Genomic DNA, 21804 nt, shown 5'->3' with positions numbered 1-21804 from the left:
AGGTGATGGTTGGCATGACGAATATCGAGGTCGAACCCGACGCGCGGCGCGAACAAAAGGCGGATGAGCCTGTTCGAAAACGGGCTGCGCCATTCATTGCTCTGGCACTGGTGTTTCTGCCGCTGAACGCTGGTATCTTGCTCTACACCGCCAAGAACGCAGCCGACGTCCGAGAAAGCCGCGAAGTATTGGCAGGAGTCAAGCGCTCGATCGACGGGTTAAAGCTGCAACTCGAAAAACAGAGCCGCAACATCGCCAGGGTCGCAGGGGCCGATGAACTGGCGATCGTTCGCCAGCGGGTCGAGAACCTGCAGAAGGCGGTCTTGGAGCTGGATGACGGGATGCGCTCCGGTCTGCCGAGTTCCGGCGGTTCTGTTATCCTGAGCGCTCCGGGCAAGGGGGCGACGCAGCGTCTCGAGCCCTCGCTGACGACCGCTGCCACGGAACTGGAGTCTCAGGACAGCAGCCTGCCCGCTACCGGGACGGAGGGCGTCGTATCGAACTTGCCGCGCTACGAAAGGTCGATTTCGCCGGAGGGCAAGTTGATCCTGCGGAAGGTGCGATAGCGGAAGCTATGCGAGAACCCGCCAACTGCAACGGCGGCGGCATGGGTCGGAAACTTGCGATAGAACTTAACCAGTTCTTAACTTGTAGCCGGTTCAAGAATTAATCGACAAAGGCAGGCAGAAACGCAAAACCCTACAGCGCCGCGCGTCTGATGAGACGCGCGGCGCTGTAGGGTTTAACGAAACATGCGGTAGGCAGTCTGCCGGCTATTACCGCTGCGCGTATTTGACGCTGTTCTTCATCAACTCGAGATTCCGTGCGGTCGTCTCATTCGCCGGGTCGAGCTCGTATGCCTTGAGGAAGTACTGGCGTGCGCGCGGCAAGTCGCCGCGCAGAAGATGGGAATAGCCGATGTTGTTGTAATAAACCGGACTGTTGCCGATCATCTTGGAGAGTTGCTGATAGGCCCGATCCGACGTGTCGAACCGTCCGATCATGTCAGACGAGGCGGCGAAGCCGAGCCAAGCAGCAGGGTCCTTCGGAAAGACGGCAACCGCACGTTTGTAGATCGCGTAGGACTTTCCGTAATTCTTTTCCTTGAACTGCAACCTGCCGGTCGTGATCAGTTCGTCGTTCTTGTAGAAGGCGACGGCCGAGTCGTCCTCGAGAGTTTTGGCACTATCGCCAAATGCGGCGACGTCGTCGAAAGCAGCCGATTGGCATCCGCTCAGGACGAGCGCGGCCAACAGCAATGGCGAAAGGCGACCAAGTCGTGACTGAGTTTGATATGTCAATATTCATCCCCTAAACACTGGGCCAATCTAGAATCACGTTCGCTCACGCTCACGTAAAATCTTACGCGATAGAAGCTAACAAACAAAGAATTCGCGCCAGGAGTCGCCATAAAGAGACACATGCCTCCGGGCGCGATTGCGCTGCCTGAGGGAAGCTTGCGTCCAGCCAGTTCCTTGCCGCCGGCCAAGCCGAGCGGGAATCCCCAGAGAAGGAGCGAGTTGAAGAGACAAGCGAGCTTTCGACTTTAAGCTTCAGAAGCGAAACTTAGGCGCTCTGATTTAGAGAGCGGCAGACGCGGCGCGCGGCTGCCCAATTGAACCTTCGGGATTTCTGGACCGCAATTACCGTGAGGCGAGCGTTGACGCAGCATTCTGACCGAATTCAGCGCTCGGGCTTGTTTGGCTTGCCCACCAAAGAAGCATCGATCATTAGGGCCATACTCTGGTTGACGGCGATCTGAGCTAGTCCATCGTGAGTAGAAATGAACGGCGCGATAACTATCGGAACTTAGCGATAATGACAATGGCGCTCGTTAATAGTATCGATAAAACACAATTAGCGCGAAGTATTGATAGATCGAGAACGTACCATTTTTAATAATTGAATTTATTTCAACTACAATTTTCATGAATTCAACTAGTATCGACACAATAATCCGCAAGACCTAGGGAGTGCCAAGGAGGGCAAAATGGACCGCACTAGCTCGACCCTGAGCAATACTGAAGAGCGCAATAAGGTGTTGCCGAAGAAAAGCAAGGTCGTCATTCTCGCGAAGACCGATCTGTTGTCCGAGTGTCTGACGCAGGCGATCAGCATGCGTTTTCAAGATCAAGACGTCGTAAGCCTTTCCGATCCCGAGGATCTTCTGAACAGCAATCTTATCGGCGTAAGCCTGATCATGCTCTATCGTCTGCCGGCGGCAGTATTTCCATCAATCATGAGGATGATTCACGAGCTCCATCCAAATGCCGCGATCGGCCTGATGGTGCAGAATGCGGAAGAGCTCGACTCGTCGATCGCGGAACTTGTCGACGAAGGGTTGCTTCAAGGCGTGCTGCCCCTGAATCTCAATCTCGACGTATGCCTTAGCGCCATCGATCTCTTGATGAAGGGCGGCGAGCATTTTCCCGTCGCCTTGCTTCGGTGCCTGGCACTGAGAGGGCTCGCAGGGGGCGGCGTTGTCGCGCAAAGACAGGCGACTTCGGAAGATACTAATATGGAACGCGAGACCGACATTGCCCAAAGCCTCCTGAGCACGCGCGAGATCCAGATTCTCGATCTCGTATGCACGGGCACGCGGAACAAGATCATCGCCGATCGTCTCGGGCTTGCCGAAAACACAGTCAAGGTGCATGTCCGCAACATCTACCAGAAGATGAAAGTGAGCAATCGGACGGAGGCGGCGTCGCGCTACCTCGAAGCGACGCTGGTTTCGCCTCGCTCCGCACCAATCGCGCGGACGCCCTGACCGAAGTGTCGACTTGATGCCGTGGCGCCGCGACGACAGCACTGCGCGTCTTATCAGTCGATCGTGAACAACAGGCGGACTTAAACCGGCGAATTCCCACGGCCCTGCAGCAGCACAGGAAGCGCCTGAGCGTGAACCAGTTGATGGGGGCGAGAGAGTCTAGCCGGCGGCAGCCTGCCGGTTCCGATGAAGCCGCTCCTCCGAGATGATGGCAAGCCCGCCGCTCTGTGGCGCCAGCGGTTTTGCAGCGAGTTCTTTGGCAGCTATTAATGTGCAACCTTGGAAGCTGCTAACATCAATTCCTCAGGGTTGGGCGCATTGAACGTTTGGAGCCCGCTCTCCAGGACTTCGGTGAAACTCCAGCGTACGATGCTTTCCCGGTCGAGTAGGAACTGACCGACAAGCTGCTCCTGGTCGAAGGTCATCATCTGTTGATCGGCTTCCGTGATTTCATACCCTTCCTTCCTGTCGAGAAACTCGTCCATTTGGCAGCTCGCCCGGAAGGTCGATCAAGATCGACATGACCGCAACGGGCCGGTCTGCGCCCCTAGCGCGGCCAGGTCCGGATGGCTGCGTCCGGTCCGACAGCGGTCGTGAGCGCGGCGATGCAACGGCGGGGCGAAACAGAAATTCTCGCCGTAAAGCCACCCTGAAGTTTGGAAAATTACAAGCCTCCGTGGCTGCAGGCCCCCGCAACCAAATCTACGCCCATTGAAAAAGCGTCTTCCGGGGCGCTTTTGGCGTTTCGGCCCGTCGCGCAAACAATCCCCGCGCCGGCACAAGCAGATCCCCCGAACTTGTCATCGCCCGCCGGCTCCCGCGCGCCGATCGAACGGGCCGTGCATTGCCCGAGCCCATCCGCGGGCGCAAGCGGCCTTTGCGCGCCTGAAAAGACGCGCGGCGCTGTCGGTACAGGCTACCGCCAGCCGGTTCGAAACCAAGCGTCGGCCACCGTCGCGAGCCTCTCCACCGGTCTGAGGATCAGCGGCAGGGCACAGCGACGGACGGCATCGCGCTGGTCATCGCGGGTGACGTATTCGACCGGCGACTTGCCGTCAATCCGGGCCAGGAGCAAGCCCGGCAGCAGAGCGGCGGCGCGCGCTTCGATGGCGGCGCTCGCCTCCCACGTGACCGCATCGAGATAGGCTTCGGCGAGAGCGTCGAAGGCAGCGCGCAACCCGGCGGACTTCTCCGGCACGGCGAGGCGCTTGAGCAGCAGATGGTTGAGGCAAAAGGCCAGGTCGAAGGCCGGATCGCCGAACCAGGCGCATTCGGCATCGAGGAAGACCGGCCCCTCGGTGCCCACCAGAAGATTCTTCGGGCTGACGTCGCCGTGAACGAGTGCCAGTCTCGTCGTCGCCGTCCGCTCGACCAGCGCGCGCAATTGCGGGGCGACGTCCGGATGCGCGCGGGCAGCGGCAAGCAGATAGGGCTCCAGCCGCAGCGCGTGGAAATTGTCGCCGGAGTCGAACTGGCCGGGGAGATCCGGATCCTCAGTGCTTGCCGCATGAATTCGCGCCGTCGTCCGTCCGACGGCGGCGGCCGTCTCGCGCGCGACGCGACCGCTGAGGAGCTGCGCCTTCCAAAGCGGATGGTCCTCGGTCGAAAGGAAGGACATCGCGAAGAGTCCCGATTCCTGGTCGTGTGCCAGGGGCGTGGGAACATTCACGGGGAAATGGCTTGCGACAAAGCTGATCCGCCCCATTCGAAGGAACTGCGCGAAACCGGCGCCTGCCAGTCGGCCGCGACCTTCAGCTTCGGCAGCGCGCGCTTGATGCAAAGCGTCCGCCCCGGCAGCTCGACCCGGTAAATGTCGGACGACACGCCGCCCGTCAATGGCCGGTAGGAGGCGGCTTCGTTTACCGAGCGCAGCCCATGCCTGATCAGGAACGCGTCGAATAGCTGGATGTCGGTCATGGCTGCCTTTGTGCGTCTGGACAGTTAGTGTATGTCGCCCAAAAGTGTGCAGCGGTTTTGGGACATCGACATGCGCAAAAACAAAGACCTAAAGCGCGTCGCATGAATATGATTGAATGCGACGCGCTTTAGGCGGCCGTCAGGCCGCGGGCCGGTTTCGGGGCTGTTCCGGCGGTTGACCGGAAAGCACGCGGACGACCTCTTCGGCGGCGCGACGGCGCAGCTCTATCAGGGAAGCGTCCGAGGAGAAGGCGACATGCGGCGTGATCATTGCGCCGGGGTGGGCAAGGAGGCGTGCAGGAATCTCCGGTTCCGCCTCCAGGACATCGAGCCCCACGCCGCCGAGCTGGCCGCTTTCCAGCGCGTCGATCACCGCTTCGGTGTCGACGACGCCACCCCGGCTGACATTGATGAGAAGACTGCCGCGGCGCATTCTGGAAAGTGCGTCGGCTCCAATAAGGTGATGCGTGTCGGGCGTCAGCGGCGCATGCACGACGACGATATCGCTGATGGCCAGAAGTTCGTCCAACGGCAGCATGCGGACACCGGCCGCTGCATCCGGCGCATAGGGATCGTGAGCGACAATGCTGCAACCAAAAGCAGCCATCTTGGCCGCCGTGGCACGACCGATGCGGCCGAATCCGATGATGCCGCAGGTGAGCTCGGAAATCCGCCGAAGCCGTGCGCTCGCCGGCTCCCAGTGGCCGCCGCGCACCTGACGGTCGAAATGGACGAGGCCGCGCGTCCACGCCAGGGCAAAACCGACGGCGTGGTCGGAGACCTCGGCGACGCAATAGTCGGGAACATTCGTCACCCAAATGCCGCGCGCCGTGGCGGCATCGACGGCAATGTTGTCGAGCCCGACACCCAGCCGGGCGACGATCCGGAGATCCGGCGCGGCCGCAATCGCGGCGGCGGAGACTTGCGCCCAGCACGTCAGGATCGCTGCGGGCTGGTGGTCTCGCACGAGTGCCTCGATCTGTTCGGCCGGGGCGGGATTGGCCGGCCCGCTGACGAGCCGGCAGCCGGCCGCCTCGATCACCGACCGCTCTATGCCGTCATCCGGCCAGGCGTAATCCGTGAGCAATACGGTATGCGTCATGTTCCCCCTCCCTCGACGGAGCACCCACAATCTTTATGCTAACGTTAGCGCTGAGCGTAAACCCGGTCAAGTGGAATGCGAAGGCTGGGGAAAGGGCTGGTTCTTCACATCTGAATACACGTTGAAAGCAATGTTAACGCAGCTTATGCGCGTGGAAAGGCGTTGAAGCGCCGGCATTTCATGCTATCGTTTGCCGCATGAGTCCAACTGCTGCGGGTTTTTATGGTAACGATCAAAGATCTGGCCGCCGTCCTCAAAGTGTCGCCCTCGACGGTCGGTCGCGCGCTCGCCGGCGACAGGCGCATCAGCGACGAAATGAAACTGAAGGTGCAGCACGCGGCCGAAGAGGCAGGCTATGTCGCCAATCGGGCGGCGCGGATGATGCGCGGGGTTTCAAGCAATCTCGTCGGCCTGATCGTCCCCGACATCCGCAACAGCTTCTATTCGACCATCGCGCATGCGCTTTCTCGCTGCCTGCTTTCGGCGAACTACCAACTGACCCTGTGCGAAACCGATGACGACAGGACGCTGGAGCTGCGGCATATTCGCGAACTAACCAGCGTGAATGTCGCCGGGATCATACTCGTCCCCAGCGCCAAGCCGCTTCCCGAGGCAGCGCGGCTCCTGAAAATGACGCCGCATATCCAGCTCCTGCGAAAGCAGGCATCGCTCGGCGAGCAATGGTTCGGGATTGATGACACCAAAGCGATCTTCGAGGCTGCGAGGCACGTGCTCGAGCTGGGCCATCGCCGTGTCGCCTATATCGGCGGCACGGGCGAGCTTCCGACCGGCATGGCGCGCATCCAGGGATTTCGCGACGCCGTGGCGGCCAGCGGCGCGGAGGTGGAACAGATGGAGGAACTCGGAGCGCCATCGTCGACGGAATTCGGGCGCGAGGCGGTTCGTCGCCTGCTCGAAAGGAAAAGGCCGCCGACGGCACTCGTCGTAGGTGCGGTGCAGAACACGCTCGGCGCAATCGATGAACTCAACCGCCTCGGCATACAGGTGCCCTCGCAGCTCTCCATCGTCGGCTTCGGCGACGAGCTCGGCTATCGCTGGTGGGGTCCGGGACTAACGACAGTGCGGCTGCCCGTGTCGGAACTGGCGACGGCGTGCGGACTGTGGTTCCTGCATCAGCTGCAGAACAAGAGCCAGATCGGCCTACCCTACAGCTCGATCTCTCCGCCCGACCTGATCGTCCGGAACAGCGCCGGCCCGCCGCCGGCCTGATTCAAGCGAAAAGACGCACGGCGCTTAAGGCTGCTCAGCCGCTGTTGCGCAGGCCGGCGGCAATTCCGTTTATCGTCAGGTGGAGCGCCTGTTGCACTTCGGGGCTGCTGTCTCCGCTTCGATGCCGCCGCAGCAGGGCGACCTGCAAGTGGTTCAGCGGATCGAGGTAAGGAAAGCGGTTGAGGATCGACCGGCGCAGCGATGGATTTCGCTCGAGTAGTTCCTTCTGGCCGGTGATCTGCAGCACCTGATCGACGGTCTCGCGCCATTCGTTCCGGACGCGCGAGAAGATCGAATCTCGCAATGCCCCGTCTTCGACCAGGCCGGCATAACGCTCGGCGATGGCGATATCGCTCTTGGCGAGCACCATGTCCATGTTGGACAGCAAGGTGCGGAAGAAGGGCCATTCGGCATGCATTTCGCGCAGCAACTGCAGTCCGGATGCGGGGGCGCGCGCCAGCCACGCCTTCACGGCCGAGCCGAAGCCATACCAGCCGGGCAGCATCAATCGGCACTGGGCCCAGCCGAAGACCCAGGGAATCGCGCGCAGGTCTTCGATCCGCCGCGAAGCCGTTCGCGACGCGGGCCGGCTGCCGATGTTGAGCTTGGCGATCTCGCCGATCACCGTGGACTCCCAGAAGAATTGTTCGAACCCTTCCGTCTCGTAGACGAGCGCTCGATAGGCAGCCATGGCCAGCGCCGACAGGTCTTCCATCACCTGGAGATAGGCGCTCTTGGGAGGCGCTGAACGATCGCTGAGGAGCGATGCCTCCAATGTGGCCGAAACCAGCAGTTCCAGGTTGCGCCGTCCGAGTTCGGGACTGGAGTATTTCGCCGAGATGACTTCGCCCTGCTCGGTGACGCGGATTGCGCCGTCGACGGCGCCGGCGGGTTGCGCCAAAATGGCGTCGAAGCTCGGCCCGCCGCCTCGCCCCACGGAACCGCCACGGCCGTGGAAGAGACGCAACGCAATGCCGCGTTTGCGGAAGAGTTCGATGAAGCCGGTCTCGGCCTTGTACAGCTCCCAGCCGGAGGTCAGATAGCCGCCGTCCTTGTTGCTGTCCGAATAGCCGAGCATCACCTCCTGCACCTGACCGCGTGCCGCCAGGTACCCCGCATATTCGGGCAGGGCGAACAGCACGTCCATCACATCGCGGGATGCGCGCAGATCGGCAATCGTTTCGAACAGCGGAACGATGTTCACGGCGGCGATGCCTTCGGCCGGGCGGTAGAGACCCACCTCCCGCAGGAGCAGCGCGACTTCAAGGACGTCGGAAGGCGCGCCGGCCTTGGAGATGACATAGTTCGGAATGGCCGCCGGGCCGAAACGTTGATGGGCTTGCGCAGCAGCCTGCAGCACCTCGAGTTCACCTGCGGTCTCTTGCGAATAGGCGGCGAACGGTGTTGTGAGGAGGCGCGCCGTTCGCATCTCCTCGCTGAGCAAGGCTATCCTGTCATCCTCGGACAGGCTCCGGTAGCGCGTCCCCGGGCGCGTGCGTTCAAATATCTCGTCCACCACCCGCTCGTGCACGTCGGAATTCTGGTGAAGGTCGATGCCGGCAAGATGGAAGCCGAACACGGCCGCGGCGCGTCTGAGGTTGCGCAGGCGCCCCCGTGCCAGGAGATCGGCGCCGTTTTCGACCAGGGAGTCGGTGATGGCGCCCAGGTCGTCGATAAACGCCTGCGCCCCTCCATAGGCGGGCGCGTCGCCGACCGGCGCCCTGGCGTTCGCCTCATGACCGAGCTCGAGCGCCGTCGCCGCAAGGCGCGCATACACACCCGCGATCGCACGCCGGTAGGGTTCGTTGCGCCGATGCGGTGACCTGTCCGGTGAGCGCTCGGCGAGCGCTGCCAGCTCAGGGCAGACAGCGACGTAGCGATCGTCAAGCGAGAGTTCGGCGCCGAGCTGATGCAACTCGGCCAGATAGTGGGTCAGGGCTCTCTGGCTTTGAAGCCGCAACGCTTGGCGAAGCGTGGCTGCATTGACATAGGGGTTGCCGTCGCGGTCGCCGCCGATCCAGCTTCCCATCCGCAGGAAGGACGGCAGCTCCGCAGTCCCGGCTCCGGCATCCTGCGCCGTCAGCCGGTCTTCGATCGCGGCATAGAGGCGCGGAATTTCCTGGAACAACGTGCTGTCATAGTAAGACAGGCCGTTAGCGACCTCATCCACCACCTGCAGGCGCTGACCGCGCAAACTGTGGGTCTGCCACAAGGTCGCTATCGCCCGGCGCAGTTCGGCGTCGTGAGCGCTGCGTTCGTCGGGTGTGAGCTGGTCGCGATCCAGGCGCGCGAGGATGTGAGAGATCCCGTTTTCGAGATCGATGATGCTCTTGCGGCGCACTTCCGTCGGATGTGCGGTAAAGACCGGCGAGATCAGCGCCCGATCGATCAAGGCGCAAAGGGCTGCCCGCCCGATGCCGGCTTCGTCGATCAAGGAGAGCGTTCGCTCTATCGACCCTTCGCGCGGCGGGGCGAGCCGGATGGCATGGATACGCGCTCGCCGGATGTGGTGCATGTCCTCGGCAATGTCCGCGAGCTGCGAGAACTGGCTGAAGGCCCGGATGACGCGGCTGGAGATTTCGGGGGAGAACGCTTCGCAAATGCTCCTCAGCTCGTCCCCTGCAGCGGTATCGCCGTGGCGGTGGAAGCGCGCGGAAAGCTGGCGAACTTGCTCGACGGTCTCGAATACCGTTTTGCCTTCCAGCATGCCGATGGTCTCGCCAAGAAGCCGTCCAAGCACTCGGATCTCGCTCAACAGCGGCTCGTCCTTCGAACTATCACGTGTCATCGTCGGGCGCCTTCATCAGATCGGCCAATTCGAACAGTTGGGCGCGGTCTCGCGGGGAGGCTTCGCGCCAAGAGCGCAGTTATCTTTGCGCTAACGTTAGCATAACGTTGCATGCCACTAACATACTGTCAAGGAAATGCCACTAATCTCGCTTTTCATGGATCGGCATGAAGCCGCGCTCGCATCGCAATCCGCTGGCAACATCTGTCGAACTAGCCGTGCGCTACCAATTGCCAGGATCGGCCGTGTGATCAACGCTGGCAAATTCATCTGCCTTTTCCCTGTCGAGCGTTAGATTGGTTGCGGTCCTTATCTCGTCGGTGACCGAATAGTGCAGCGGTGCTGGTCCTTTGGTCAGTGCCTGATACATGAGCAAGGCGGCCTCCTCTGCAGTGTCGGCTTCGAACTCTTCCATGACGATGACTGTAAACTTGTGCATGGCCGTGACCTCGTCTGTGCTGGTTTCGAGCCCCATTCTACAGCGCCGCGCGTCTTTTCAGACGCTAAAACCGATGAGGCGGAAAAGGCTCTGTCGTGTGTTTCTCGGATGGTCCGACAGCGCGGTGTTCAGGCAAGCTTCCTGCGCGGTTGGCATTCCTCGCTTACCTCCGCAATTTCAAGGCCGGTCGGTTTGCGCGCAGCGCCGCGATGTAACCCAGGGTACAATTTCATGATGGAGAATGCTCTATCCTCACCATTATCGAAGCGCAGTACCCTCCCACCGCGCGAGATGTCTGCCGGTCGCACTCCTCCTCCTGCACCGGTCAGGTCAAAGACCCCGATGCCTCCTCCAGGCTCGGGGTCTATTTGTGTGGCACCGCGCGTCACGTCCTGCTTCCGTAACCACTTGCCTTCCCTTACAATCCCTTCCGGACACAGAGGAGTTCCGCCATGAGCGAAGACGCCTTCAACATGTCGATCCGCAAGTTCCTGAAGGAAGTCGGCGTAACCTCGCAGCGCAAGCTTGAGGAGACGGTGCGCGAAGGGCAGGCCGGCGGCAAGAAGCTGAAGGTCCGTATGACGCTGACGGCGGAAGGCACAGGTCTCAACCACGTCGTGGACGGCGAGATTGACCTTCCATAGGCCGGCATGGCGATCGAGCGGCTTCGTCGGCAGCCGGCTGACGCTCGACATTCCAGCCGCCCAACCGCTATTTCAATCCTCTGGCCTTTCCGCTCATTGAGAACCACTTGTCGAGATCTCCGCGGCGAGCCATGTGCGGAATGCCTCGAGCGGTGGGTAGTTCGCCCGTGCCTTCGGCCAGACCAGCCAGTAGGAGCCGGAGCCTGAGACCGATCGCTGCAGGAGGGGCTGAAGACGGCCCTCGCTGAGTTCGACATCGGCGAGATAATCCGGAAGGAGCGCGACCCCAAGCCCGGAAATCGCCGCCTGCGTCATCGTCGCGAACTGATCGAACAGCATTCCCGTGACGCTGGGCGAATCCGTACCTTGCGCGGCAAACCATGTCGTCCACGCATTCGGCCGCGTCTCCAGCTGCAAGAGCGGCAGGCCCGCCAAGTCGCCTACATCACTTACGACCCTGACCTGGTTCGAGGAACACGAACCCCTCCTGGCCAATGCCGGTGCGGCCGAATTCGTGCCCGCCTACAATGAGCGCGCGAAGGCCGCGGGCTTCCCCTATCCGCACGCCGAATATCAAGCCGCGGCCGAGTATGCGGCCTGGCAGATCCTGGCGGCCGCCGCCGCGGGTGCGGGCAAGCTCGACGAAGCAGCCATGGCCGAATGGCTTCGGGCGAACACGGTCCAGACTGTGCTGGGACTGCGCGATTTCGAAGGCAAGTTCAATGCCGGAAAAGCGTCCACGAAATTGAAGCAGGTGCAGGACAATCAGTGGGTGACGGTGTTCCCCGCCGATCTCCGCCCGCCGGGGCGGCGTTCGACGCTCCCTGAAGGCCGACCGGCCGCCGGGCTGAGCGGCGGCGCGAAGCTCCACTGATACCGAGAAAACCAAGTGAACATGGGACGGGCCGAGACAGCCCGCCTGATCCCGAGCGGAGGCGAACACAATGGAAAAGACGATGATTGCTGCGCGGCTGCATGCTCTGCATCAGCCGATGTCGCTGGACAGGATACCGGTGCCGAAGCCAAGGGCGACGGACGTGCTGGTCGAAGTGAGGGCCTGCGGCATCGTGCCGAACATGGCCAATGTAATCAACAACTGGCCGACGTGGTTCCCGCACCAGCCGATACCGAAATTTCCGGCCATCTTCGGGCTCGATCCGGCCGGCGTCGTGGCAGAGGTGGGCGAGGCGGTCATCAACGTCAAACCCGGTGACCGGGTCTATGTCAGCCCGTTGCGCTCCTGCGGATCGTGCAAAGCCTGCCGGTCGGGAAACCGGAGCCAGTGCCGGTACTACACCCTGAACGGCTATTTCAGCACCAGCCCGGACGGCCAGCGGATCTTCTATCTCTACCCTTATGGCGGCTTCAGCCAATACATGACAGCGCCGGAATATGCGCTGGTCAGCCTCCCCAACAATCTGAGCTTCCTGCAGGCCGGGCGGTTCGGCTATCTCGGCACCTCCTACGGCGCCTTGAAGAACGCCAAGGCCGGTCCGGGACAGGTCGCGCTGATTGACGGCATCACCGGTACCCTGGGCGTCGCCGCCACCGTGCTGGGTCTGGCGATGGGCCTGTCGCGCATCCTTGGAACCGGGCGAAACGACGAACTATTGCAAAGGGTCAAGGCGCTTGCGCCGGACCGCATCGAGATCATGTCGCTCGCGGATCGGTCGTCGGGCGAATGGGCAAGGTCGCTGACGGGCGGAGAGAGCGTCGATTTCGTCATCAGCGCGCTCGGCGCCAAGGCGCCGGCGGCCACGATGGTGGACTCCATGAGGCGTGCGGCGGGGGGGGGGGCCGCGTCGTCAATGTGGGCGGTGTCGCCGAAGACCTGCCGATCGATGTCAAGTGGCTGATGGACGAGCAGGTCCAACTTATCGGTTCGAACTGGTTTACGGCCGCTCAAGGGCAGGAAATGGCGGAGATGGTCCGCACGGGAGCGCTCGACCTATCCTACCTCGAGCACAAGATCTTCCCGCTCGAAAACGTCAATGAGGCGATTTCCGGCCTGACCGATCGAGACGGCGGCTTCAGCAACTACGTCGTCGTACCGCCGTCGCTGTCCTAAGGCGCGCCGTCTTCGAGCGGCGCTGTAGCGGGAGAATGCGGCAGCAAATGTCAGCGCGGTTTTGTCAGGGCCGTGGAGCGGATGTTCGGCACTGGTGACAACCGGAGCGCCTGCGCCGGTGCCGGGCGCCCGACATGGAATCCCTGAACCTGATCGATCCGGAATTGCCGCATCAGTGCCAATTGCTCCTCGGTCTCCACGCCCTCCACAAGGATCTTGTGGCCGCGATTTCGCACGAGTCCGATGATATCCTGCAGCATCGCCTTTCCCCTCGGATTGTCGCAATCGTGCAGGAAGGAGCGATCGATCTTCACCGTATCGAAATCGATCAGGCGCAGCCACGACAGGCCCGCGAAGCCCGTTCCGAAGTCGTCGAGCCAGATCCTGACGCCGAGCGTCTTGAGATCGCTGATGCAGCGAAGGATATCGGAATGCATCTCCATCTCCAGCCCCTCGGTGATTTCGAGAGCCAGCCTGCTGCCGGCGACGCCGGTTTCGCCGAGAATCGCCGCGACAGAGGCGGCGAAGCCCGGCGATTTCAACTGGATCGGTGAGACGTTCACGCTGACGACCGGGACATGCTCGTCCGCCAGCAGTTCGCGGCACACCCTCCTGATCGCCCAACGCCCGAGGTCGAGGATGGCGCCGGTGCGTTCCGCGATGGGGATGAAGAGGCTCGGAGGAACCGAGGTGCCATCCAGCATCCTCAGGCGCATGAGTGCCTCGACGGCGTCGACGCGGCCGGATGCGACGTTTCGGATCGGCTGATAGACGAGCGAGACGAGGTCCTGGTCGATGGCGATCTTCAGCAGGGCGGCGATGTTTTCGCTCTCATCGCTGCTGTGGGGGTCGTTCGGGTCGAAGAGCCGGGTGCAGTTGCGACCGTTCGCCTTTGCGCCATAGAGCGCCCGGTCCGCCTCGTGGATCAGCCTCTCGAGCTTCGAGCCTGTCTGATTTCTGCTGAAGGCGGCACCGACGCTGACGGTGACGATCGACACGCCGTCGCGTCGCTGCTCGTGCTCCAGGGCAAGATTTTCCACGCTGCAACGGATCGCCTCGGCGAGACCGGCCGCCTGTTCGCTGGTCTCCAGGCGGGCGAGCACGATGAACTCTTCGCCGCCATAGCGCCCGATCGAGCCGCTATACCGCTCGATCGAATCCTTGAGCGCGCTGGCGACGAGAACGAGGCAGCGGTCACCCTCCTGGTGTCCGTAAAAGTCGTTGTATTTCTTGAAGAAGTCGACGTCGATGAGGAACGCCGCGAAACTCGTCCCCTTCTTCTGCCAGTCGCTCCAATAATCCCTTAGCTTCTGGTCGACGGCGCGGCGGTTGTCGAGACCGGTGAGGGAGTCGGTGTTCGACAGCCGCAGCAGCGCCCTGCCGCGCTCGGAAGCCTCCTTCTGCTGAATGCGCGCTTCGAATGCGTTGAGAAAAACTTTGAAGCGCTCCCGGTTGAGCTTCCAGTTCACGTAGGACGTGAAAACGAAGCAGGAGATGTTGAAGGTGCCGAATGCGAGCCGATAGGAGACGTCCGCCGGAGAGAAGGACAGCACGGCCGCAAAGAAAATCATGAGGATGGTGACGGATGCGAACAGCGAAATGCGAAACTGAAAGCTGAAGAACAGGTTGACGCTCATCATGAAGATGGCGCCGAACACCATGTAGTAGGAGATGCTCTCGGTGTCCGCGGTCATCATCGCCGGATAGAGCCAGCCGGCATAGGCGAGCACGAGCGCCGCGGCAGCGGCGGCATCGATGGCATTCGCCCCGACGTTTATTCGGACCTGCGTTTCGATCACCATCAGCGCGACGATGGCGATCGTGAACCGCGCGGCGATCGTATAGTGCGCAACGTCCGGAACCAGCAGAATATCGGTTATCGAAAACAGCAGATAAACCGCGACCGCGGTCCAGAAGCCGTGTCGCGTCGCCTGCTTTCGGGCGCCTTCGCCTTCGTTCTCATAGAGTGCACGAAGCTCAGTCGAGGCCGGTCTCGGCGGCTCGCTGTGGAGGTCGATCTCAACTACGTCGGCCAGCGTGTGCTTCATGCACCGATCCATTGCGTTTGCGTCTTCTTGTAGAGCCCGAAGTCTCTCTGTCGAAGAGTACCGCGGGGATGTCCTGAGCTGCCGCTTGCTTGGGAAAGTTACTGAGTAGCATGCAGCATTGTTCGGCACATTAGTTCAGGTCCATTAAGTTTTGCTGAATTGGGTATGGGTCAAAGACACACCTAATAGTGTAGCGAAATAAGTCAGTCGGTCGGGTTGTTAACCATATTATTCGAAAGTTTGAAATTGGATTTGGCGCACGCCGTGTTCCTGCGCATAATGTTAACGATCTATTAACGAACGAGTCTCGCGTGACCCAAATTCAGATTGCCCTCGACGGCGAAAGCCTGATTACCCCCACAGCCATTACAACCGAACTTTCAACAGCCAAGACCGATCTCCATGATGAGCACCTGGCAACAGGCGAAGCCGAAGTCGCGCTCGCGCTGATGATTGCCCAGCAGCAAATCGAGCAACGCCGCGCTCCGTCGATAATCATCCACCAGCTGATCGGTGCGCTTCATGAAGTGCGCCGCAAATTCGAACCCAGCGTCTGGCAGGCGCTGATCCCGATCGTGCAGAACCATCCGGTGTCGGATTACTTCCATGAGGATCCGTTCACGCGTTGGTCCTTCGAAAAACCGCGCGGCTATTCCGGCGACGCGCAGTTGATCGACTTCATCTACGGTCATCCGAGCGTTGCCGAGGAAATCGCCACGGCCTCTCCGCTCGGGCGCACCCTCTACGACTACACGAAGAATGCGCCGTCGTCGGTCGCCGTCAGGGAACGACGCGACCTCCTGACCCGGCATGTCGACGCGATTGCGGCCGAACGGGGGCCCGAGACGGAAATCCTGACGATCGCCGCAGGACATCTGCGCGAGGCTGATAGCTCCGTGGCGTTGCGGGAGCGGCGCATAAAGCGCTGGGTTGCCTTGGACCAGGACCCGCTGAGCGTGGGCTCGATGGTGCGCGACTTCAGCGGAACCTGCGTCGAGGCGATCGACGGTTCGGTTCGCGGTCTTCTGACCAGATCCCAGGAACTCGGCCAGTTCGACTTCATCTACGCTGCCGGCCTCTACGACTACCTTGCGGACAAGGTGGCGGTGAAGCTCACACAGCGATGCCTGGAGATGTTGAAGCCCAACGGGGTCTTTCTCTTCGCGAATTTCGCGCGCGACATCAGCGATGACGGCTACATGGAGACATTGATGAACTGGGCGCTGCTGTTGCGCTCGGAAGCGGATATGTGGGGGATCATCAATGCCAGCGTCGACCGTAATGCGGTCAACGCCCGACTGGAATTCGGCGAAAACCGAAACATTGTCTACGGCATCCTGCAGAAACGTTCGTAAGCAGCGCGAAAGCCGTCCCCGGACTGAGCCTTTGCCATTCCTCGGTCGTTGAGAGTTCGGGGCATTTCGGAACGGAAATGCCCCGATCCTGTGTCCCTGCCTCGCCTGCACCTCAAAATGGGTGGTGGTCGCTGCACTTCCACAGTGCGAGAAGCTCTCCACCCCGGGTCGCCGTCCATGGGATGGAGAGGCTGCTTCCGGCTCGACTGTATCAGTGCTTCAGTTTCGATCCCTTGCCGTCGAATTGGGACGGTCTCGCATGCAAGTGGGCGGAGACGCCTCCCGGCAAGGAGGGCTTGAGGAGTGCGGCCGGCGGCAGGAGCCGGACGGCGATTGCAGGGGCAGATGGGGCATCGCCGGACCGCCGGCCCGCGTGGGCAAACGGTTTCTGAGTTGCGCGCCTGGCCGCCCTGTGCCCTTGGACCTCCGCCCGCAATTTGAGGCGCAATAGCGCCTCCTGAGCCCTCAGCTTGCAACGGAGATGCTCCGAATCATCGGAGATGATCTCTTCGAAGCTCAGGAACGTGGCGATCGCGGCGTCCCTCTGACCTGCGCCGAGCAAACAGGCGGCCAATTTGTAGCGGACGAGGCCGAGATGCGGGTGGCGGGCAAGCAGGTTCGCGAAGGTCTTGCTCGCCTCGCTGTAGAAGCCTTGGGCCAGTTGGGCGTCGCCGAGCCGGTGCTGGATCTTGGGCGCCTCCCGCAAGGCCGACAGCAGGCCGCGATAGAGATGTTCCGCTTCCGCATGGTCGCCCCTGTCGGTGCAGAGTTGGGCCAGGCCGAAGCGGGCGTATATATGCTTGGGGTCAGCATGGATCACTTGCCGATAGCCCGTCTCCGCAGCGTCCAGTTTACCCCGGCTATGCAGGTCCATGGCGCGCTCGAAGACGAAGTCGATGCTGCGGTGATTCAGGCAGTCGTGCAGATTGCGCCCGGTCCGCGTCTTGACGATGAGGCAGCGGGCGGACAGTTGCGGGCCGAATCCTCTCTCACGGCCGCTGGCATCCTCGCGAATGAACTGTTCGTCGGCGAAGGCGTGGAGCAACCGCTCGGTCCGGACGGAGGCAAGATCAAGACAATCGAACCGCATGCTCGCCCAGTTCTCGCGACGGATGACGCTGGCCGAGGCATCCACCGCCTCGCCCTCGAGACCCGGCGTGCAAAGCAGACCGGTGCGGCCGGAGCCGTGATTGCCGATCATCAGGATTTCATCGCAGAAAAGGCCGCTGTTCTTGTCGCGGTAGGTTGCCACGCGAAGCGGAAGAAAAGCGCAGTACTGCGCCTCGTCGGATTGTTTCAAGGCCAGAATGAACCACCTCTGCTGCCGAGGCAGGTATTGGTGCAGCCAATCCCAGGAAAGAGAAGGGTGGGAGTCGGGGTCGTTCTGATAGAGCTCGTCCCAGATCTTCCGAATACTCTCAAAATCCTCAATACGCTCAATAATTTGAGTAAACATGGCGCCTCGCTTTGAAATAAATGAATGAAATAAACTTCAATTATGCATCAGAAAATAGAGAGAGAAAGCTAGCAATAGGAAAGGCAATTATAGCAATTTCGAGTTATTTCGCAATAAGTAAGCACGCAAGGGGTGTGGTCGGGTGACGAACCCGTTCTCGCCCGACGCCAAGGGCGCGGGCCGAGAGACGAGTCGTCTTGTTGAGTGTCGGCAATCTTCGGTGACGGCCGCGCCCGGCGCCTCAAGCAGCCGGGTGCGTGAAGCCGTACGGCATCGTTTGCGTCGGATGGCGGCCGTCCGGAACTTCGGCTTGCTTCATCGCTCCATGAAGGCGCGCGCCATGCTGTCCCGGATCGGCTTCGTCAGGTAGTCGAAGAAGGTCCGCTCGGCCGTCTGAATGAGAATCTCGGCCGGCATGCCGGGCGTTGGCACGAAGCCGGAGACCCTCGAGACTTCGCTCATCGGCAGGCTCACTCTGGCGAGATAGACTTCCTGCGTGCCGTTGGTCGCCGGGTCCGGCATGGAGTCGGCGGAAACATAGTAGACCTCGCCGTTCAGGACCGGCGTGGTGCGCTGATTGAGGGCGGTAAGCCTCACGGTCGCCTTCTGGCCAATCTTGACGCTGTCGATCTGGGTGCGCAGCACCTGCGCTTCAATGATCAGCGGCACGTCCGAAGGCAGGATTTCCATGATGGGTTTGCCGGTTTCGATCACGCCGCCGGCCGTATGATAGTAAAGCCTGACGACCGTCCCGCTGACCGGAGCGTTGATCGTGGCGCGGCGCAGCACGCTGGCCGCCCCGGTCAGCTGCTCGCGGACGGAGTCGAGCTCGGCCTCCACCTTCTGGAGTTCTTCGAGCGCGGCCTCGCGGTAGGTTTCCTCCGTCTGGCGGATCTGCTGTTCCTGTTTCAGGATTTGCGAGCCGGTTTCCGAAATCTCGGCGGTCAGTCTGCCGGTCTGCCCCTCGGCGTCGGCGATCGCCCGCTGGATGCTCTTGATTTCCGTCTTGCGGATCAGGTCCTTTTCGAGGAGCGACTTCTTGCCGACATACTCTTCATGAAGAAGGGAACGCTGCTGGCGGACAGCCTCGAGTTGCTCCTGGTAGCCTTCCGCCCGGAAGCGGAAGCCCTCGATATTCTGTTTGTACAGTCCTATTTCGCTGTCCAGCTTGCTTCGCCAGGCCCGGAAACTGAGTTCCTGGCTTTGAATGATCGGCTTGACTTCCGGATCCTGCAGATGGGGGCTGAGAATTTCCGGCAGGGCGATCCTGTCGAGACCCCCGACCTGGGCCATGAGGCGGGCGATAATCGCCTCGAGCCTCGCCCGGCGCAGGAACAGCTGGCGTTGGTTGGCAAGTGCTGCAGTCTCGTCCAGCCGCATCAGCGGCTGGTCGGCGACGACATCGTCTCCCTCGCTCACCAGGATATCCTTGATGATCCCGCCTTCGAGATGCTGGATGATCTTGTTCTGACCGGTCGCGACGAAACTGCCCTGGGCGATGACGGCCGCCGCCAGCGGCGCCGTGAAGGACCAGAAGCCGAAGCCGCCGAGCGTGATCGCCATCAGCGCAACTCCGAAGATGGTCTGTTTCCAGATCGACCGCGGAACCTCCGAGTACCATTCGAGATCGTAAACTTTGACTGTGTCTGTCATGGTCGCCTACGTAAGCTGGTTGTGGTCGAGCGGGTTGCCTTCGAGGTTCATACCGCGCGACGAGAGGGCCTTCAGGACGTCCTGGCGCATGCCGAAAAGCGCCACGGTGCCGTTCACCAGAAGCAGAACCTTATCCACGCTGTTGAGGAGGGCGGGCCGCTGGGTAATGGTAATGACGGTGATTTTCTGTTTCTTCGCATGGGCCAGGGCCCGCGTCAGTGCGGCCTCGCCGGCCGTGTCGAGATTGGAGTTCGGCTCGTCGAGCACCACCATGCGCGGATTGCCGAAGAAGGCCCGGGCGAGTGCGACGCGCTGCTTCTGCCCGCCGGAGAGCGGTGAACCGTCGGCCGCCACGAAAGTCTCGTAGCCGTGCGGCAGCAGGGCAATCATGTCGTGGACGTCGGCCAGCTTGGCGGCGGCATAGATGTCGGCGTCCGTGGCGTCCTCCTGCATCCGAGCGATGTTGGCCTTGATCGTTCCGGGAAAGAGCTGGACGTCCTGCGGCAGGTAGCCGATGCTTTCGCCGAACTGGCGCTGATCCCAGTTCCTCAAGTCCATGAGGTCGAGCCGGACGTTTCCGGATGTCGGCAGGATCGACCCGACGAGCATCTTGCCGAGCGTCGTCTTGCCGGCGCCGGAACTGCCGATCACGGCCAGCGAGTCGCCCGGGTTGAGCGAGAAGGTCAGGCCGTTGAGGACGACGCGTTTGGTGCCGTTCGGGACGAACAGCAGTCGTTCGACGTCGAGACGGCCTTCAGGACGCGGCAGCTTCAGCCGCTCGAAGTTCAGCGGCGAGTTCTGGAGCAGCGAAGCGATGCGCCCATAGGCGGCGCGCGACTGAATGACCTGATGCCAGCCTTCGATCGCTCCTTCGATCGGTCCCAGCGCGCGGCCGGCGACAATCGATGCGGCGATCACCATGCCGCCGGTCAATTCGCCGTCTAGCGCGAGGTGGGCGCCCCAGCCGAGCATCATGACCTGGGTGAGCAGCCGAACGGCCTTGGAGAGCGAGGCAAGCGCAATGTTGCGGTCCTGCGCCAGCACTTGCGCCCGGAGAGACCCTGCCATGTCCTTGCCCCAGATGCGGACCGCTTCCGGGATCATCGCGAGCGCATTGATGATCTGCGAATTTCGCGACATGGAGTCGAGATGGAGGTTCGCCTTGCCCTGATAGGTGTTGGCCTCGCCAAACGGCGCCGCCGTCGCCTTCTGGTTCAATATGGTGACGCAGAGCAGAAGCAGAGACGAGGCGATGACGATCGAGCCGAGATGCGGGTGGATCAGGAAAACCGCCAGGACGAAGAACGGCGCAATCGGGGCGTCGAGGAAGGACAGCAGCGTGCTCGACACGAGGAAGGAGCGAAGCTGCTGCAGATCCCCGAGCGTCTGATATTCCCGCCCATTGCCATGGAGCGAGGCTCGGGCAGCGGCGCTCAGGATCGGAGCGCCGAGTTGAGCGGCAACCTCCACCGCCGTCCGCATCAGGATCATGCGGCGAATGCCGTCGAAAATGGCCTGCAGAATGACCGCGCCGACGATCAGCGCAGTGAGCATGACCAGCGTGTCGACCGAGCGGCTGGTCAGCACCCGATCGGAAATCTGAAACAGATAGACCGGTATCGCGAGCACCAGCACATTGGTGGCGAGCGTGAACAGCATCACGACCATCAGGTTCTGCTTGATCGCCCGCAGGCCGGCCTTGAGACTGGCGGAAAAATCGACCGGTCCGAGACGTTTGTGGAAGACGCCTCCGCCGCCGCCTCCGCCGCCATGGCCACCCCCGCCTCCGCCGCCTGACGAGCCCCCCTTGTCGGGGGATCTGGGCTCGGCCTTGATGGGGCCGCGGTCGCCGTCGATCACCACCATCCCCGGTATCGACGTCTTGTCCTTGACTTCGGCCTTGGTCTCGACGCTCGGCTTTTCAAAGCGCGGTTCGGGGTTGCGGGCCTCCTGGACCGGCGGGCAATGGCCGGCATCGGCGCTACGCGTTTCCGGGCTGTTCGCGTTGTCGGCCTTCAGCGGAGGCGTCGTCGGTTGTTGCACGACCTCGACCGTCGCCGCCGCGCTCCGTTCGGATGCGGGCGGGATCGTCGTGTCGGAACGATTGGACTCCTGGCTGGTTCTTGCGGCCGCCGCGCCGCGAAGTCGGTCAATCACCTCGTCGAGCTCCTTAACAGTGCGATCCAGAACAGTTTCCCTACGGTCGATTCTGCGAAGCAATTGCTGCCGGGCAGCCTCCGCATTCGGCGTCTGCGGCGAGGGCTCCGCCTCGTCCGAGGCCTCGCCGCCGTCTGCCGCGAATTGCTCCCAGGATTGATCGCGGTCGTCGGTCAT

At 61.8% G+C, this 21804-nt stretch carries 17 protein-coding genes and 2 pseudogenes; 7 read left to right on the top strand and 12 right to left on the bottom strand.

Annotated elements, in window-relative coordinates; all coding sequences use genetic code 11:
- Nucleotides 1-14: 14 nt before the first annotated feature.
- Complete coding sequence (locus RHIBR816_RS0106745) at nucleotides 15-566, top strand: hypothetical protein (protein ID WP_052522722.1); 552 nt, start codon at nucleotides 15-17, stop codon at nucleotides 564-566.
- Between the two features lie 210 nt (nucleotides 567-776).
- Here RHIBR816_RS0106745 and RHIBR816_RS0106740 read toward each other — a convergent pair whose 3' ends face one another.
- Nucleotides 777-1259 carry a tetratricopeptide repeat protein gene (locus RHIBR816_RS0106740; RefSeq protein ID WP_018235774.1) on the bottom strand — a complete coding sequence of 161 codons (483 nt, stop codon included), beginning with the start codon at nucleotides 1257-1259 and terminating at the stop codon, nucleotides 777-779.
- 731 nt (nucleotides 1260-1990) lie between these two features.
- On the opposite strand from RHIBR816_RS0106740, the gene RHIBR816_RS0106735 reads away from it, so the two are divergent.
- Complete coding sequence (locus RHIBR816_RS0106735) at nucleotides 1991-2770, top strand: response regulator transcription factor (protein ID WP_018235773.1); 780 nt, start codon at nucleotides 1991-1993, stop codon at nucleotides 2768-2770.
- Between the two features lie 266 nt (nucleotides 2771-3036).
- On the opposite strand, the pseudogene RHIBR816_RS0106730 reads toward RHIBR816_RS0106735, so the two are convergent.
- The 4 genes and pseudogenes from RHIBR816_RS0106730 to RHIBR816_RS0106720 form a co-directional block, all read right to left on the bottom strand.
- Nucleotides 3037-3370, bottom strand: a pseudogene (locus RHIBR816_RS0106730) (AhpC/TSA family protein); the annotation flags it as partial.
- A gap of 316 nt (nucleotides 3371-3686) precedes the next feature.
- Nucleotides 3687-4475, bottom strand: a complete 789-nt coding sequence (locus tag RHIBR816_RS33770) for a phosphotransferase family protein (protein ID WP_245262562.1) — start codon at nucleotides 4473-4475, stop codon at nucleotides 3687-3689.
- Nucleotides 4436-4687, bottom strand: coding sequence for a hypothetical protein (locus RHIBR816_RS38285; RefSeq protein ID WP_245262560.1), 252 nt, complete (start codon nucleotides 4685-4687; stop codon nucleotides 4436-4438). The genes RHIBR816_RS33770 and RHIBR816_RS38285 overlap by 40 nt, the downstream gene beginning before the upstream one ends.
- A gap of 139 nt (nucleotides 4688-4826) precedes the next feature.
- The gene (locus RHIBR816_RS0106720; protein WP_018235771.1) at nucleotides 4827-5789 is read right to left on the bottom strand and encodes a C-terminal binding protein; all 963 of its coding nucleotides are present in this window, start codon (nucleotides 5787-5789) and stop codon (nucleotides 4827-4829) included.
- A 222-nt stretch (nucleotides 5790-6011) separates the two neighbouring features.
- On the opposite strand from RHIBR816_RS0106720, the gene RHIBR816_RS0106715 reads away from it, so the two are divergent.
- Nucleotides 6012-7019 (top strand): LacI family DNA-binding transcriptional regulator, encoded by a 1008-nt coding sequence (locus tag RHIBR816_RS0106715; protein ID WP_018235770.1) that lies wholly within the window; start codon nucleotides 6012-6014, stop codon nucleotides 7017-7019.
- Nucleotides 7020-7053: 34 nt separating this feature from the next.
- Here the strand turns inward: RHIBR816_RS0106715 and ppc are convergent, their stop codons facing one another.
- Nucleotides 7054-9807, bottom strand: a complete 2754-nt coding sequence (gene ppc, locus RHIBR816_RS0106710; RefSeq protein WP_018235769.1) for a phosphoenolpyruvate carboxylase — start codon at nucleotides 9805-9807, stop codon at nucleotides 7054-7056.
- A 223-nt stretch (nucleotides 9808-10030) separates the two neighbouring features.
- On the bottom strand, nucleotides 10031-10246 hold the full coding sequence (locus RHIBR816_RS0106705; protein WP_026186713.1) for a hypothetical protein: 216 nt from the start codon (nucleotides 10244-10246) through the stop codon (nucleotides 10031-10033).
- A 452-nt stretch (nucleotides 10247-10698) separates the two neighbouring features.
- On the opposite strand from RHIBR816_RS0106705, the gene RHIBR816_RS0106700 reads away from it, so the two are divergent.
- Nucleotides 10699-10890 (top strand): DUF6494 family protein, encoded by a 192-nt coding sequence (locus RHIBR816_RS0106700; protein ID WP_018235767.1) that lies wholly within the window; start codon nucleotides 10699-10701, stop codon nucleotides 10888-10890.
- A gap of 93 nt (nucleotides 10891-10983) precedes the next feature.
- Here the strand turns inward: RHIBR816_RS0106700 and RHIBR816_RS33765 are convergent, their stop codons facing one another.
- The gene (locus RHIBR816_RS33765; RefSeq protein WP_245262558.1) at nucleotides 10984-11307 is read right to left on the bottom strand and encodes a LysR substrate-binding domain-containing protein; all 324 of its coding nucleotides are present in this window, start codon (nucleotides 11305-11307) and stop codon (nucleotides 10984-10986) included.
- Here RHIBR816_RS33765 and RHIBR816_RS33760 point away from each other — a divergent pair.
- The gene (locus tag RHIBR816_RS33760; RefSeq protein ID WP_018235765.1) at nucleotides 11234-11764 is read left to right on the top strand and encodes an ABC transporter substrate-binding protein; all 531 of its coding nucleotides are present in this window, start codon (nucleotides 11234-11236) and stop codon (nucleotides 11762-11764) included. The two genes, RHIBR816_RS33765 and RHIBR816_RS33760, sit on opposite strands and share 74 nt — an antisense overlap.
- 82 nt (nucleotides 11765-11846) lie before the next feature.
- Nucleotides 11847-12958: pseudogene (locus tag RHIBR816_RS33755) on the top strand (alcohol dehydrogenase catalytic domain-containing protein).
- Nucleotides 12959-13008: 50 nt separating this feature from the next.
- Here the strand turns inward: RHIBR816_RS33755 and RHIBR816_RS0106680 are convergent.
- A complete protein-coding gene (locus tag RHIBR816_RS0106680; RefSeq protein ID WP_026186712.1) occupies nucleotides 13009-15006 on the bottom strand; it encodes a bifunctional diguanylate cyclase/phosphodiesterase in 1998 nt (665 codons plus the stop codon).
- Between the two features lie 311 nt (nucleotides 15007-15317).
- On the opposite strand from RHIBR816_RS0106680, the gene RHIBR816_RS0106675 reads away from it, so the two are divergent.
- Nucleotides 15318-16361: a class I SAM-dependent methyltransferase gene (locus RHIBR816_RS0106675; protein ID WP_018235763.1), complete on the top strand. Its 1044-nt coding sequence runs from the start codon at nucleotides 15318-15320 to the stop codon at nucleotides 16359-16361.
- 211 nt (nucleotides 16362-16572) lie between these two features.
- On the opposite strand, the gene RHIBR816_RS0106670 is transcribed toward RHIBR816_RS0106675, so the two are convergent.
- From RHIBR816_RS0106670 to RHIBR816_RS0106660, 3 genes are all read right to left on the bottom strand, one after another.
- The gene (locus tag RHIBR816_RS0106670) at nucleotides 16573-17817 is read right to left on the bottom strand and encodes a tetratricopeptide repeat protein (protein WP_018235762.1); all 1245 of its coding nucleotides are present in this window, start codon (nucleotides 17815-17817) and stop codon (nucleotides 16573-16575) included.
- A gap of 315 nt (nucleotides 17818-18132) precedes the next feature.
- The gene (locus RHIBR816_RS0106665; protein ID WP_018235761.1) at nucleotides 18133-19470 is read right to left on the bottom strand and encodes an HlyD family type I secretion periplasmic adaptor subunit; all 1338 of its coding nucleotides are present in this window, start codon (nucleotides 19468-19470) and stop codon (nucleotides 18133-18135) included.
- 6 nt (nucleotides 19471-19476) lie between these two features.
- Nucleotides 19477-21804: a type I secretion system permease/ATPase gene (locus tag RHIBR816_RS0106660; RefSeq protein WP_018235760.1), complete on the bottom strand. Its 2328-nt coding sequence runs from the start codon at nucleotides 21802-21804 to the stop codon at nucleotides 19477-19479.

The organism is Ensifer sp. BR816, assembly GCF_000378985.1.
Classification (GTDB): domain Bacteria; phylum Pseudomonadota; class Alphaproteobacteria; order Rhizobiales; family Rhizobiaceae; genus Sinorhizobium.
Note: the sequence above shows the minus strand (reverse complement) of the source record. Positions and strands in the feature narration are given on the sequence as shown.